A 12,893-nucleotide genomic window follows, 5' to 3' on the forward strand; every position below is an offset into this window, starting at 1 on the left:
TTAATTTCCCCTTATATCTTTTAACCAATCCTCGATAGATCCGATCAAATCGTCCAATCCTTTCCCCTCAATGACCGCAAGCTCGAATTTATCGGCACTGGGGTTCAACTTTTGCACGTCCCGCCAAAAGGCAGACCGGTCGAATTTTATGTAGGGCAATACATCCACCTTTGTCAGAAGCACTGCCCTAGCCTGATGAAAAAGCGAGGGATATTTAAGTGGTTTATCGTCACCCTCAGGGACGCTTGAAATGGCCATCTTGAAGGTCTCTCCGAGATCGAACTCCGCAGGACAAACCAGATTGCCAACGTTCTCCACAAAGAGTACGTCAATGTCATCTATGGGAATATCCCGCAGGGCCTTTCTTACCAAATTGGCTTCCAGATGACATCCTCCCTGTGTGTTTATCTGCACGACCGGCGTTCCGGTGACCGCTATGCGCTCAGCATCCCTGGAAGTAGCGACATCGCCTTCGATAACTGCGCATCTCAAATTCAGTTTGGGCAATAACTTCTCTAGCAACGTCGTCTTGCCCGACCCGGGTGAGCCTATCATATTAATCATCAATACGCCCTTCTGTTTCATCATGCTTCTTATATAAGAAGCATGCTCCTCGTCAGCTGCCATGACGGATTTCTTAACGTTAACAAGTCTTGGCATGTTTCATTTCCACCTCCAGGTTCGTCAATTCCAGCTCCATTCCATTTAAAAGGTTAACATTTATGGAGGAGCATTTTGGACACATGCCCAAAAATTCTCTATCGCTCCAAAGATAACCGCATTCGTCGCATTTGATCAGCAAAGGTATTTCATCAATTTCCAAAAGGGCATTTTCCATTATGGTGCCCTTTGACGCCACATCGAAGCAAAACTTCAGTATATCCGGCACAATCTGGCGCATAGCTCCGACTTTAAGGCGTATTCGTGTGACGGCCTCCCAATCCTCATCTTGCGACATCTTGATTATCTGCTCCATCAACGCCTCTACAATCGACATTTCATGCATATGACAACACCTACAGATCTGATTTTATACCAAAATTAAAGGGGCTGATCGCCCCTTTTGGTCTAAACTCGAAGGGTGTGTTTCAACTTCATTTTAAGCTTCGGGCTCGATCAAGCCATAGCCTCCATTTTTCCTTTTGTAAACAACGTTGATTAATCCCGTATCGGCGTTCTTAAAGACGAAAAAGTCGTGTCCGAGCAAATTCATCTGCAATGTCGCCTCTTCAGGGGTCATCGCCTTAACGGGAACTCTCTTCCTTCTTTCGAAGAGTATCTTCTCTTCATCTTCGGCATACGTTTCGAGAGATTCTATCCCAAAAGAGATGTCATGGGTTTTCATCTGCACCCTGTCTTGAAGGTAAGATTTGTGGCGTTTAATCTGTCGCTCGATGTTCTTCAAAGCCTTATCAAAGGCTTTGCGCATATCGGGAGCATGCTCTTCTCCTCTCATTATAACGCCATTGACGTTAGAGGTGATCTCAACGACATGCATTCCTCTGGTATAGCTAACGACGACTTGAGTATCGAGTATACGATCGAAGAACTTTTCCAGCTTTGACAGTTTCGACTCCATATACTCTTTTGACGTGTCCGAAATCTGAACATTACGCGTGACGAACCTTATATCCATCAATATCGCCTCCCGTCATTTCCGGTACATTGGTAAACCTATTCTACCATGCCTGAGTCTTTTCCTCGAGCTTTAAAAGGGATATTATCTTAATTATAATTTGATTTTTATTCCTTTTAATGCATTATAATATATCATAAAAGCACGCATTTTCAGGAGGGATGCTTCAATGAAGTTTTCGACACGGGCTAAGAACATGGAGGCTTCTGCCACACTGGCTATAAGCGGAAAGGCAAAGGCGATGAAGCGCGAGGGAAAACCTGTCATATCATTCGGTGCCGGTGAACCGGACTTCACTTCACCAAAAGCAGCCTTAGACGCAGCCAAGGATGCTATAGACAGGGGAGAAACTCACTACACTCCGGCTACGGGAATACCCGAACTGAAAGAAGAAGTCGCCAAATATTACGAAAGGCGTTTCGGGCTCAAGTATAAATTCAACAAAGAAGTGATCATTGGCTCAGGGGCAAAACCGCTCATTTACGAGACTTTGGGGTGCCTTGTCGATCCGGGAGACGAGGTTTTGGTCTTTGCCCCTGCTTGGGTAAGTTATGTGGAACAAATAAAGTTATGCGACGGCAAACCTGTGATCATAGACACAACAAAGTCAGGCTTCCTGCCGGATCCGTCGGCCATAGAGGCAAGCATAACGCCAAATACGAAGGGCATGTTGATCAATACTCCCTCCAATCCGGTGGGCGTCGTCTATCCCGAGGATGGGCTTTCGAAAATCGCCGATATCGCCATAAAACATGATCTATGGATAATTTACGACGAAATTTACGAGAGGTTGGTATACGACGGCCAGGAACACATAAACATCGTTTCCCTAAGACCTGAACTCCGCGATCGTACGATTTTAATAAACGGAGCAAGCAAAGCCTTCGCCATGACGGGCTGGAGGATCGGCTATGCCCTGGGTCCGGAGGAGGCGATGGGAAAAATAGGAGATTTTCAGGGACATCTCACCTCAAATCCATCATCTATTGCCCAGTGGGCTGCAGTTGGAGCGTTGAGGGGAGCAGACGAGGACGTCAAGAGGATGCACGGAGCCTTCGACGAAAGAAGAAGAAAAATGATTTCACTGCTGAAGGAAATACCCGGCATATCCTTTGTAGAGCCAAAGGGGGCCTTCTATGTTTTTGTAGATATAAGGAATTGCCTGGGCAAGACCTACGAGGGCAAGATGATTGACAGTGATATAAAGTTTTGCGAGCTGGCTTTGGAAAACAAATACATAGCTATAGTTCCAGGAAGCGCCTTTTTAACTTCCGGTTTCGTCAGGTTTTCCTACGCCAACTCCATGGAGGAAATAGAGGAAGGCATCAAGCGCTTCAAGGAAATGGTTGAGGCCCTAAAGTAGACAAGGCTTTTTATCGATAGTCCCATATATAAATAAAGGCAGGGATAAAAACCCTGCCTTTATTTATATATTAAAGTTATTTATTTTACCGGCAGCATATTTTTTCCTTGACGGGAACCACCTGCGTACCCGTCTTGCCCTCAAGGGCTTCCAGAGCAGAATCGAGCTTTGCGATGATCGCTCTCTTGCCGCCGTTTTCTACGAATCGGAGGGCAGCCTTAACCTTCGGCCCCATACTTCCCGCCTTAAAGTGCCCCTCTGCCTCGTATGCCCTAAGCTCCTCGGGAGTTACAACGTCAAGCCACTTCTCATCGGGCTTCTTGTAATTTATGGCAACTTTGGGAACATCGGTGAGTATCATGAATATGTCAGCTCCGACCTCCTGGGCAAGCCTTTCTCCGGCAAGGTCCTTGTCGATGACTGCCTCTACGCCGCGGTAAGTGCCGTCTTCGTCTTTAATTACGGGAATGCCGCCGCCACCGCATGCTATCACTAAATATCTCTCATCGGAGAGATGTTTAATGACCTCTCCTTCGACAATTTTCTTAGGATCCGGGGAAGGGACTACGCGCCTCCATCCTCTTCCGGAATCTTCTATCCATATTTCGTTTTTTCCGCTCATTCTCTTTTTGGCCTCTTCGGCTGTGTAGAAGGGTCCTACCGGCTTCGTGGGTTTAGCAAAGGCAGGATCGTTGGGATCAACTTCCACCTGCGTCACCATACAACATGGTTGCCAATCATTCAGGCTCTTCCCGAGCATGCAATTCCTTAGGGCCTGGCACAACATATAGCCAATCATACCTTGGCTTTCGGCTCCACAGACATCCATTGGCATTGACGGTACCAAACTGCTTCCTAATTCATTCTGTATCAGGATCGCCCCCACTTGTGGCCCGTTCCCGTGGGTGACAACGACTTCATATCCAGCTTCCAGCATCCTCACTATCTGCCTTGCCGTTGCCATGACGTTTTCCATCTGTTCTTCAAAGGTGCCTTTTTGCCCGCTCTGGAGAATTGCGTTTCCCCCTAAGGCGACTACCACTTTTTCTGCCATCATGAACCCTCCATTGCCCAATGGTTTTAAATATTGTCAAGATAGGATGCAAACATTATACTCCCTCTGGGGTTTTTGTCCATCGGTCATTTAAAAAAAAATAAACTAATATGAGCGATAGGGTTATATCCGCTCATATTAGTTTTTTAGCAGTTTGCACATTGGGAATGACAAATAATGTGATTAGCCCTCTAAAATTTCCTTTTCTTTCTCTTCCAATGCCTTATTTACCATTTCGATGTACTCATTTGTGATTTCCTGTATCTCATCCTGCAATCGCCTTAATTCGTCTTCGCTGATTTCGCTGTCCTTTTCCTGCTTTTTTAATTCATCCAGCACGTCGCGTCTTATGTTTCTTATGGCTACCCTGGCATCTTCTGCATATTTTTTGACCAATCGCGACAGTTCGACTCTTCTTTCTTTAGTCAGTTCCGGCAGAGTGATTCGTATATTTTCGCCGTCGACCTGGGGCATGACGCCCAATTGCGAAGCCTGAATAGCCTTTTCGACGGCTTTGATGGCAGTTTTATCCCAAAGGGAAATTAAAATCTGGCGCGGTTCAGGGATAGAGATCGTTCCCATCTGTTTTATCGGCGTTTGAGCTCCGTAGTAATCGACTTTGATATTTTCTACCAGCGCCGGATGGGCTCTCCCCGCCCTGATGCCCGTCATCTCTGCCTTAAAATGCTCTACGGCTTTTTTCATAGATTCCCTCATATCTTTTAAAATTGCCTTTTTATCCACAACCATAACCGCTACTCCCCCTTTTTGTCGATACTAAAGTCCCTATTGGCTCTCCGTCTATCAATAGCCTTTTTAGGTTTCTCTCTTGAAGTATATCAAAAACTATTATGGGGATTGAATTTTCCATGCAAAGCGAAAAGGCCGTAGCGTCCATGACCTTCAGCTGTTTGCTCAATGCCTCAAGGTATGTGACAAAGTTGAGTTTTTTCGCATCTTCGAATTTCATAGGATCTTTATCGTATATTCCGTCGACCTTTGTAGCTTTTAGCAGACAATCTGCTCCTATCTCCGCCGCTCGAAGGGAGGCGGCTGTGTCGGTGGAAAAATAGGGGGATCCCGTCCCGGCAGCGAAAATCACAACTCGCCCCTTCTCCAGGTGTCTTAATGCCCGTCTTCGAATGAAAGGCTCTGCAATCTCCTGCATTACAACAGCAGTTTGAACCCTCGTGGGCAAGCCCAGACGCTCCAAATTGTCCTGAAGTGCAAGGGCATTTATAACTGTAGCTAACATGCCCATATAGTCGGCCTGCGGCCTGTCCATCCCCATTGCGACAGCCTGAGTGCCGCGGAGTATGTTTCCGCCGCCCACCACCATCGCAATTTGAACCCCCTGTTGAGCAACTTCCAGTATTTCTTTGCAAATTTTAGAGACGGCATCAAAATCGATACCAAAGGGCTTATCCCCGGCCAACACTTCGCCGGATAACTTTAGCAATACGCGCTTGTATCTAAAATTACCGTCTTCCAAGCTAATCAATCCTCCAGCGTTCGAACTTCATTTTTTAAATTAAAGAGGGGTCAGGAAATCCCAACCCCTCACTATACTCGCCTAACTAATCTTTTATCGCGAATCGGGCGAACCTTCTTACAACAATATTTTCACCCAATTTCGCTATTGCTTCCGTAATGATATCCTTTATCTTTTTATCGGGATCCCTGATCCAAGCCTGTTCGAGCAGACAGGCAGTCTCGTAAAATTTCTGAACGCGCCCCTCGGCTATCTTTTCTACTATGTGCTGAGGCTTACCCTCTTCCAGGGCCTGTTTACGGTAGATCTCCTTTTCTCGCTCCAAATCCTCGGCAGGGACATCCTCGGGCGAGACATACGAAGGCGCCGCAGCAGCTATATGCATCGCTATCTCTTTGCCCAAGGTCTGAAATTCATCGGTCCTGGCGACGAAGTCGGTCTCGCAATTCAGCTCAAGCAAGGTACCAATTTTACCGGTCATGTGTATGTAGCTGAATATAAGCCCCTCGGTGGCAGCCCTTCCCGCTTTTTTCGCTGCCTTGGCAATTCCCTTCTCGCGCAAATAATCTATAGCCTTCTCTACATCTCCATTGCATTCTTCCAGGGCTTTTTTACAATCAAGGACGCCGGCACCTGTGCGCTCCCTTAGCTCTTTGACAAGTGTTGTATCAACAGCCATTTCTTATTCCTCCTTCCAACCTTTTCGCTCTTCGAGCTCCTCTTCGACCAATTCTTCTTCAAATTCTCCGTATACTTCGTGCAACTTTTCCCTGACCTCGATCTCATCCGACGACTCGCCCTCTTCGGAGCCCTCCAGTTCCGCTTCCTTTTGTCCACCCATGCTATCTACGCCCTGACGTCCCTCTATCACAGCATCGGCCATCAATGAAGTAATCAATCTGATAGCACGGATGGCATCGTCATTTCCCGGTATGGGAAAATCGATCAGGGTAGGATCGCAGTTTGTGTCTACTACGGATATTATGGGAATGTAGAGTTTCCTCGCTTCGGCTACGGCAATATATTCCCTACGAGGGTCGATCACGAATAAAGCGTCCGGCAAATCCCTCATATTCCTAATTCCGCCCAGATATTTTTCAAGGCGCTCCTTTTCCTTGCGAAGTTTAATAACTTCTTTCTTAGGATATTTTTGGAATTCTCCCTTTTCTTCCATCTCCTGAAGTTCGATCATGCGCCTTACTCGTTTGGATAAGGTAGAGAAATTGGTCAGAAGTCCACCCAGCCATCTTTGATTGATGTAGAACTGGCCGCAACGTTCCGCTTCCTCTTTAATTGTATCCTGTGCCTGACGTTTGGTGCCCACAAAAAGCACCGTGCCTCCGCCTTTGGAGACCTCTCTGAGAAAATCGTAGGCTCTTTCAATAGCCCTAACGGTCTTTTGCAGATCTATAATGTATATGCCGTTGCGCTCTGCAAAGATGTAGGGCTTCATCTTCGGATCCCATCTTCGAGTCTGATGCCCGAAGTGAACTCCGCATTCCAAAAGTTGCTTCATTGAAACTACTGACAAGCTAATCCCTCCCATGGTTTTGATCTTCCATAGCCTTCGACCGAGCCGGAACCAAAATGGCACCACCGACGTCGTCCAGCTATGTGCTTTATAAGCCACAGGCGAGTATAGCATATAAGGCATTTGGCCTTCAAGCGCCAGATATGTTAAAATACGTACAAGAGGGTATTTTTACGAATGTAGCACAGCAAAGGAGGATTTGTCATGGCAAAAAAGCTAACCGAACACATCGACGACCTTCCGGAGGAACGCAAGGCAATTATAAACAGGCTCCGGAGAATAGAAGGACAGTTACGGGAAATCCAGCGAATGATCATCGAAGAAAAACCGTGCGTGGAGGTATTGACACAATTATCTGCTGCGAGAAACGCGATGCAGCAGGCTTGCGTCGAGATTATAAAGAAGAATATGTACAAGTGTATTAGAGAAAGCGCGAACACAGATAAAAATATCGAGGAATTAGAAAAGCTTGTCAGCGCACTCATAAACTTGGCCCCGTCAACCAATTCCTAACCAGTCAAAGACAAGCGGCCCTCCTACAAAACCCAGCTTATCCATGGCGCCCGATGTTCACTGCTTACCGTTGCTCCCTTCCGGGCCTGGCGGGGTTCGCAGGACACCGCCGCATGGAACTGAATTTTGCGGAGGACCGCAACCTTCCCTGACAAATTATGGCGGAGAGGGTGGGATTTGAACCCACGAAGCGGTTTTTTGCCGCTTACTCGCTCTCCAGGCGAGCGCCTTCGACCCCTCGGCCACCTCTCCACTCGATTCGGACATCGCGATTATATCACATATTCCGTGAACTGTTTATAAAATGGCGGAGAGAGTGGGATTTGAACCCACGAGGCGGCTCATCACCGCCTAGTCGATTTCGAGTCGACCGCCTTCGACCGCTCGGCCATCTCTCCTCCTGTTTCGCAACATCAAGAAAAAATTATCTAATATTTTCTTGCAATCGGCTGCAAGTATGCCGCCTTCTACCTCGCACCGCCACGGGAGCCTTTTGTCTTCAAGTACTCTATACAGCGATCTACAGGCTCCGGCTCTTGGATCTCTAGCGCCAAAAAAGACCTTCTTTATTCTGGCCTGTAAAGCTGCGCCTGCACACATCAAGCATGGCTCCAGGGTCACATATAAATTGCATTTGCTCAAATCTCCCTTGGACAAAATGCCGGCCGCTTCTTTAATAGCCACGATCTCCGCGTGCGCTGTAGGATCACCATCGCGTTCCCTGGTATTATGGCCCCTTGCAACTATTGCGCCATCCAGCTCTATCAAAGCCCCTACGGGAACCTCTCCCTCGTCGAAAGCTCTTTTGGCCTCCTGGAGGGCAATCCTCATAAACTTCTCTTGAATCGATCGATCCCGCATTTGTCAGCCACACTTCCTAACACGAGCATAGCGGCGACGCTATAGAAAGATACCACGACCTTTTTGAATCGTCAACTTCGACGAAAGCGGTCCGGCTGCATATTTGGATTTTAAGGCACGTTGAAAGGGACAGTTCTTTAATCGCAAAACCAATCTCCATATTGCGATGAAACTACATCCCAGAGGTTCAGTTTTTCCAGGATCTGCCGCGGGACAAGCATAGATACCTGAACGACTCCCGGAAGCCGTCCAATCTCGACTTGACCTGTAATGGTACATCTGTTCTTGATCTCCGGTAAGGAAAGGCCGGTTAAAGAGGACATCCTCTCAAGGCCGTTATCGCAAGCTTCGTTCAGGTTCTTGCCGGTACCCACTATCATAATAGGCAACGCTTCGCTTTCCAGTTCAAAGCCATACAAGCTTGCGATCTGTTTTGCTTTGCATAAAACCCTCTCGCTTCGCTTCGAAACGATCGCCGGGAGATCGCATGCTCTAGGCAAAACAATAGGACCCTCCAAGGAAAGTCCCTTTATCACCTTGACTTCCAATACCACTTCAGCCGTTACATCAGTAGTATGGCCAGCAATCTCGCCATCCCCCATCATGGCATGAACATCCCCAACGTATACACCTCCTCCCTTCACCTTAACGGGAGCTATTACGACCGAACCTTCCACAACTTCGTTAATATCCATGTGACCATCGGTGCGCATATTAAGCTGCTCCTCAGTAAGGGCGTACTCGTGTGGAGCACCGACAAGAAAGCTTCCAAAGTCGCCAGCGTTGTGAGATGAAGGCATTGCCACAGCAGGGCATGTGCCAAGATTTCCGACCATTGGACGGAGGGGTGCTATTAGCCCGGGCAGATCGCCCCTTGCCATAATATTTGCAGAATATTGCCTCGACTCGGGTGGCAGGGCGCTGAAATGAGCCGCATCGCAGGCAATTTCTTTTGCCACTTCAGGAGGAACGGTAACCGCAACCTCCCTTTCATCATCCATAAGTATGGTGTATGTATTGCCATAAAGGAAGGGGTGAATAGGAGCTTTACACTTCTTACAGCGTATGGCATCCTCGCCAATTCCCTCTACGTATGTCTCAGGATTTACTGTACCGCAGGAGGGACATTTCTTAGCCACAAAAGGATCGCCAACGAAGTGCCCTTCCTGCGGAACGTCAGTACCCGATGTTGTGGCCAGAGAAAGCACGTTGATCTTTCTCACTTTAATTATTATGGCATCACCGACTTCGGCTCCCTCAACTTCAATGGGACGCGTAACCTCGTGTCCGCTCGGATAATCCGGCGTTATCATAGCACCCCAACAACCAGGGCTAACCCTGGCCACAATTATGCCGCCATCTTTAACAGGTCCTGCAAAGGGTTTGCTAGGATCTAACACCCAAACCATTTCTTTAGTATTAACAATAGCATTCGCCATTTGTCCCGACCTCCTCCTTATTTTTTAATTATTTTATCATCCGAACCTAGTTACAGACAAGCAATAATTTTAGGAATACCTAATCTTTATTCCTCCCTTAACCGCACTCTCGCAAACCTGACAGGCTTCATCGGCAAGAAGGGGGCGAGGGCCCAAAGTACCAAGGATTTTCGCTGAGCAGCGACTTGACAGCCATTATCATTCCGGGAGTACAGAAACCACATTGAACTGCATCGTTTTCAATAAATGCCTGCTGGATGACATCTAACTCTCCGTTTGTTTGCAAACCTTCGACAGTCGTAACCTCGTGCCCGTCGACTTGAAAGGCCAAAACGGTACAGGAAGTTACTGCCTTTCCGTCCAACAAAACCGTACAAGTGCCACATTCTCCTTCGCTGCAACCTTCTTTTACGCTCGTCAGTCCTAAATTTCTCAAAAGGTCGATCAATCGCATCCTTGGGTTTACATCAATGCACTTAATCTTTCCGTTAATCTTGATTTCGATATTCACCATGTACTTCCCCCAAACTCATGTGCATTTTCATTAACTTAGCACGACCGCGTCAATAAAACGTCAAAACTCCTTCTTGGGTTTTCCTATTATCCATACGACCTTTCCGATCACTTTCACCAAACCTGAGATCAAATCTTCTTTATCAAAAAATATGGGGCTGTAAGAAGGATTGGCTGGCCTTAATTCTAAAGAACCGTCGGCCTTGGTGTATATGTATTTCACCGTCCACTCGTTGCCGATCGACACGAGGGCCACATCTCCCTGACCAACTTCGGCATTGGGATTGATGACGACTATAGAGTTATCTGTTATTCCTGCCCCAATCATGCTTTCGCCGGAGATTCTGACGGCAAAGGGGGGGATATCGCCAACAGGTCCCAGGGCATCTTCGGGAACATAAATCATCTCTTCCACGACGGGATATATCCCCGTCTGATCCAGGGCCTTTCCCGCAGCGGTCACCGAGGCCTGATCCAACAATGCCACTTCAGTCACATCTAAAGCCTTTTTTGAAAAACCCTCAAGCCCTGTCAGATAATCTATGCTGGTCTGCAACTCCTTCGCGATTTTAACCAACAAGTTAAGGCTTGGAGTCTTCTCTCCTCTTTCTATTTCGCTGATATGAGACGGGCTGGTCTTTACTCGCCTCGCCAATTCAGTGGCGGTCATTCTCATCTTCTTCCTCAAAGTCCTTATGCGTTCGCCCAACATCTTTCTTTCACCCCCATCCTACATAATACACCTTGTGCGAAAATATATTCTCTTTGAGCGAAAATAGTTCTTAAGACTCATTGATATTTTACCAGTAGCGAATATATTTGTTAATAACTGCCGAATTTGCGGGAGGTCTTCGAGATGATAGCGCTAGTGGATTGCGATAGTTTTTACGCCTCATGCGAAAGGATATTTCGGCCGGACTTAGAGGGCAAACCGGTGGTCGTCCTGTCCAATAACGACGGATGTGTAATAGCCAGATCGCGAGAAGCCAAAGCCTTAGGGATACCCATGGGCGTGCCGTACTTTAAAGTCAGAGAAACGATCTCAAAAAACGACGTGGCGGTCTTTAGCTCAAACTATGCCCTTTACCAAGACATTTCAAGCAGAGTCCTGGAGACGATACGGCATTTTTGTCCCGAAGCAGAGCCCTACTCCATCGACGAAAGTTTCTTAGTGCTCGACTCTTTAAAATCGAGCGATGAGATCGCCTTTGCCAAAAGGCTGCGCCGCTCGATAAAAAGATTTGTAGGAATACCCGTATCCATTGGCATCGGCCAGACAAAGACATTAGCGAAAATCGCCACCATGTTGGCGAAAGAGGCCAAGGAAGGCGTATATGATATCGCCGCACAAAAAGACCCCGACTCGGTTTTGGCAGGCATAGATGTGAAAGACGTATGGGGAATAGGGGGTCGCCAGTCCAAAAAGCTGCGGGCGATTCGTATACGCACAGCCTGCGACCTGAAATACGCCGAAGAAGGATGGATAAAAAAGCACCTATCCATCGTTGGCTTAAAAACGGTATATGAGCTCCGCGGGTTGAGATGTTTCGGTTTTCGGGAAGTTCCGGACAACAGAAAGAGTATCTGCGTTTCAAGGTCGCTGGGGGTCTATTTGACAAGTTACGACGAACTCAGTCAGGCCGTGGCCTTTTATGCATCCTTGGCCTCGGAAAAACTGAGAGCGCAAAGGTCGCTAACCGATACCGTCACAACCTACATAGCCACGAGCTTTCATACCGACGACTTCTATTGGGGCACCAGGACAATACGCCTTGAGACTCCAAAAAACGACACTCCATCGCTTGTCAAGACAGCCTTAGAAGGGCTTAAACTAGCTTATATAGAGGGAAAGAAATACAAAAGGGTGGGTGTTCTGTTTACCGAGATTACTCCTTACGAGGTGCAACAGAGGGGACTTTTTTGTGACACAGGTCAGTCCGTCAAATTAAACGCCTTAATGCATATCATCGACAAAATAAATTTTGAAGCCAACAAACCCATGATCTGGCTCGCCGCCGGAGGCAAGCCGAACAGCCAAAAGTGGGTAGCCAGCGCTTCCATGCGCTCACCTCGCTACACATCTTACTGGGACGAAATCCCCTTGGTAAAGGTATGACGGAGGTATCTAAATGCGACGTTTCAATACCACCACGGGCTTTCCCACGCCCGCCGCAGAAAAGGCCCACTCCTTGGATTTAAACGAATTGGTCATACACAACCGCCCATCAACATATTTCTTACGCGCTTCGGGCGACCGCCCCGAATTGGGCATAGCAAAAGGCGACGTGTTAATTGTAGATCGTTCCTTAAACCCCAGGGAGGGGGATATCGCCATAGTCGTAGAGGATAACGAACTTCATCTGAAGGAAGTTACCCCTCTAGCCATACGATCGTGGACTAATGCAAACCTACAAGACACTCCGACGCTAGAAGAGTTTTTCGGCATTGTAACGTGGATAATGCACGAAACCAGAAGCAAAAGATAGAGTTT

16 protein-coding genes, 2 tRNA genes and 1 other RNA gene are annotated in these 12,893 nt (G+C 47.4%); 4 read left to right on the forward strand and 15 right to left on the reverse strand.

What is annotated here, in order from left to right; translation table 11 throughout:
* The 3 genes from hypB to hpf form a co-directional block, all read right to left on the reverse strand.
* Entirely contained in the window at window positions 1-660 is a 660-nt protein-coding gene (gene hypB / locus BLU12_RS02025; protein WP_091460206.1) for a hydrogenase nickel incorporation protein HypB, read from the reverse strand.
* Window positions 644-1,006 carry a hydrogenase maturation nickel metallochaperone HypA gene (gene hypA, locus BLU12_RS02030; protein WP_009200560.1) on the reverse strand — a complete coding sequence of 121 codons (363 nt, stop codon included), beginning with the start codon at window positions 1,004-1,006 and terminating at the stop codon, window positions 644-646. The genes hypB and hypA overlap by 17 nt, the downstream gene beginning before the upstream one ends.
* 93 nt (window positions 1,007-1,099) lie before the next feature.
* Window positions 1,100-1,636 (reverse strand): ribosome hibernation-promoting factor, HPF/YfiA family, encoded by a 537-nt coding sequence (gene hpf, locus BLU12_RS02035; RefSeq protein ID WP_009200559.1) that lies wholly within the window; start codon window positions 1,634-1,636, stop codon window positions 1,100-1,102.
* A 169-nt stretch (window positions 1,637-1,805) separates the two neighbouring features.
* Between hpf and BLU12_RS02040 the strand changes: the two genes are divergently transcribed.
* Window positions 1,806-2,999, forward strand: coding sequence for a pyridoxal phosphate-dependent aminotransferase (locus BLU12_RS02040; protein WP_091460208.1), 1,194 nt, complete (start codon window positions 1,806-1,808; stop codon window positions 2,997-2,999).
* Window positions 3,000-3,084: 85 nt separating this feature from the next.
* On the opposite strand, the gene arcC is transcribed toward BLU12_RS02040, so the two are convergent.
* The 5 genes from arcC to rpsB form a co-directional block, all read right to left on the reverse strand.
* The gene (gene arcC, locus BLU12_RS02045) at window positions 3,085-4,056 is read right to left on the reverse strand and encodes a carbamate kinase (RefSeq protein WP_091460210.1); all 972 of its coding nucleotides are present in this window, start codon (window positions 4,054-4,056) and stop codon (window positions 3,085-3,087) included.
* A 180-nt stretch (window positions 4,057-4,236) separates the two neighbouring features.
* Window positions 4,237-4,803 carry a ribosome recycling factor gene (gene frr, locus BLU12_RS02050; RefSeq protein ID WP_091460211.1) on the reverse strand — a complete coding sequence of 189 codons (567 nt, stop codon included), beginning with the start codon at window positions 4,801-4,803 and terminating at the stop codon, window positions 4,237-4,239.
* Window positions 4,790-5,554 carry a UMP kinase gene (gene pyrH, locus BLU12_RS02055; RefSeq protein ID WP_091460213.1) on the reverse strand — a complete coding sequence of 255 codons (765 nt, stop codon included), beginning with the start codon at window positions 5,552-5,554 and terminating at the stop codon, window positions 4,790-4,792. The genes frr and pyrH overlap by 14 nt, the downstream gene beginning before the upstream one ends.
* Before the next feature lie 76 nt (window positions 5,555-5,630).
* Window positions 5,631-6,224, reverse strand: a complete 594-nt coding sequence (gene tsf / locus BLU12_RS02060) for a translation elongation factor Ts (protein ID WP_091460214.1) — start codon at window positions 6,222-6,224, stop codon at window positions 5,631-5,633.
* Window positions 6,225-6,227: 3 nt separating this feature from the next.
* Window positions 6,228-7,076: a 30S ribosomal protein S2 gene (gene rpsB, locus BLU12_RS02065; RefSeq protein ID WP_091460216.1), complete on the reverse strand. Its 849-nt coding sequence runs from the start codon at window positions 7,074-7,076 to the stop codon at window positions 6,228-6,230.
* 204 nt (window positions 7,077-7,280) lie between these two features.
* Between rpsB and BLU12_RS02070 the strand changes: the two genes are divergently transcribed.
* Window positions 7,281-7,589: a metal-sensitive transcriptional regulator gene (locus BLU12_RS02070; protein WP_091460217.1), complete on the forward strand. Its 309-nt coding sequence runs from the start codon at window positions 7,281-7,283 to the stop codon at window positions 7,587-7,589.
* 26 nt (window positions 7,590-7,615) lie between these two features.
* On the opposite strand, the gene ffs is transcribed toward BLU12_RS02070, so the two are convergent.
* From ffs to BLU12_RS02105, 7 genes are all read right to left on the reverse strand, one after another.
* Window positions 7,616-7,715, reverse strand: an RNA gene (gene ffs, locus BLU12_RS02075) — signal recognition particle sRNA small type.
* A 33-nt stretch (window positions 7,716-7,748) separates the two neighbouring features.
* Window positions 7,749-7,841: transfer RNA gene (locus tag BLU12_RS02080), tRNA-Ser, on the reverse strand.
* 53 nt (window positions 7,842-7,894) lie between these two features.
* Window positions 7,895-7,987, reverse strand: a tRNA-Ser gene (locus BLU12_RS02085).
* Window positions 7,941-8,450 (reverse strand): nucleoside deaminase, encoded by a 510-nt coding sequence (locus BLU12_RS02090; protein ID WP_091460456.1) that lies wholly within the window; start codon window positions 8,448-8,450, stop codon window positions 7,941-7,943. The genes BLU12_RS02085 and BLU12_RS02090 overlap by 47 nt, the downstream gene beginning before the upstream one ends.
* Window positions 8,451-8,587: 137 nt before the next feature.
* Entirely contained in the window at window positions 8,588-9,889 is a 1,302-nt protein-coding gene (locus BLU12_RS02095; RefSeq protein WP_091460219.1) for an acetamidase/formamidase family protein, read from the reverse strand.
* Window positions 9,890-10,016: 127 nt separating this feature from the next.
* Window positions 10,017-10,403: a (2Fe-2S)-binding protein gene (locus tag BLU12_RS02100; RefSeq protein ID WP_091460220.1), complete on the reverse strand. Its 387-nt coding sequence runs from the start codon at window positions 10,401-10,403 to the stop codon at window positions 10,017-10,019.
* A 60-nt stretch (window positions 10,404-10,463) separates the two neighbouring features.
* Window positions 10,464-11,114 (reverse strand): helix-turn-helix domain-containing protein, encoded by a 651-nt coding sequence (locus BLU12_RS02105; protein ID WP_091460222.1) that lies wholly within the window; start codon window positions 11,112-11,114, stop codon window positions 10,464-10,466.
* A 144-nt stretch (window positions 11,115-11,258) separates the two neighbouring features.
* Between BLU12_RS02105 and BLU12_RS02110 the strand changes: the two genes are divergently transcribed.
* Window positions 11,259-12,518 carry a Y-family DNA polymerase gene (locus tag BLU12_RS02110; protein ID WP_091460223.1) on the forward strand — a complete coding sequence of 420 codons (1,260 nt, stop codon included), beginning with the start codon at window positions 11,259-11,261 and terminating at the stop codon, window positions 12,516-12,518.
* 13 nt (window positions 12,519-12,531) lie between these two features.
* The gene (locus BLU12_RS02115) at window positions 12,532-12,888 is read left to right on the forward strand and encodes a S24 family peptidase (RefSeq protein WP_091460225.1); all 357 of its coding nucleotides are present in this window, start codon (window positions 12,532-12,534) and stop codon (window positions 12,886-12,888) included.
* The last annotated feature ends 5 nt before the right edge of the window (window positions 12,889-12,893 follow it).

The sequence above is a fragment of the Acetomicrobium thermoterrenum DSM 13490 genome, assembly GCF_900107215.1.
GTDB lineage: Bacteria > Synergistota > Synergistia > Synergistales > Acetomicrobiaceae > Acetomicrobium > Acetomicrobium thermoterrenum.

Bases quoted from the DNA above. Each gene is read 5' to 3' on its own strand.
- hypB (WP_091460206.1), bottom strand. From the start codon at position 660: ATGCCAAGACTTGTTAACGTTAAGAAATCCGTCATGGCAGCTGACGAG.
- hypA (WP_009200560.1), bottom strand. From the start codon at position 1,006: ATGCATGAAATGTCGATTGTAGAGGCGTTGATGGAGCAGATAATCAAG.
- hpf (WP_009200559.1), bottom strand. From the start codon at position 1,636: ATGGATATAAGGTTCGTCACGCGTAATGTTCAGATTTCGGACACGTCA.
- BLU12_RS02040 (WP_091460208.1), top strand. From the start codon at position 1,806: ATGAAGTTTTCGACACGGGCTAAGAACATGGAGGCTTCTGCCACACTG.
- arcC (WP_091460210.1), bottom strand. From the start codon at position 4,056: ATGATGGCAGAAAAAGTGGTAGTCGCCTTAGGGGGAAACGCAATTCTC.
- frr (WP_091460211.1), bottom strand. From the start codon at position 4,803: ATGGTTGTGGATAAAAAGGCAATTTTAAAAGATATGAGGGAATCTATG.
- tsf (WP_091460214.1), bottom strand. From the start codon at position 6,224: ATGGCTGTTGATACAACACTTGTCAAAGAGCTAAGGGAGCGCACAGGT.
- BLU12_RS02070 (WP_091460217.1), top strand. From the start codon at position 7,281: ATGGCAAAAAAGCTAACCGAACACATCGACGACCTTCCGGAGGAACGC.
- BLU12_RS02090 (WP_091460456.1), bottom strand. From the start codon at position 8,450: ATGCGGGATCGATCGATTCAAGAGAAGTTTATGAGGATTGCCCTCCAG.
- BLU12_RS02095 (WP_091460219.1), bottom strand. From the start codon at position 9,889: ATGGCGAATGCTATTGTTAATACTAAAGAAATGGTTTGGGTGTTAGAT.
- BLU12_RS02100 (WP_091460220.1), bottom strand. From the start codon at position 10,403: ATGGTGAATATCGAAATCAAGATTAACGGAAAGATTAAGTGCATTGAT.
- BLU12_RS02105 (WP_091460222.1), bottom strand. From the start codon at position 11,114: ATGTTGGGCGAACGCATAAGGACTTTGAGGAAGAAGATGAGAATGACC.
- BLU12_RS02110 (WP_091460223.1), top strand. From the start codon at position 11,259: ATGATAGCGCTAGTGGATTGCGATAGTTTTTACGCCTCATGCGAAAGG.
- BLU12_RS02115 (WP_091460225.1), top strand. From the start codon at position 12,532: ATGCGACGTTTCAATACCACCACGGGCTTTCCCACGCCCGCCGCAGAA.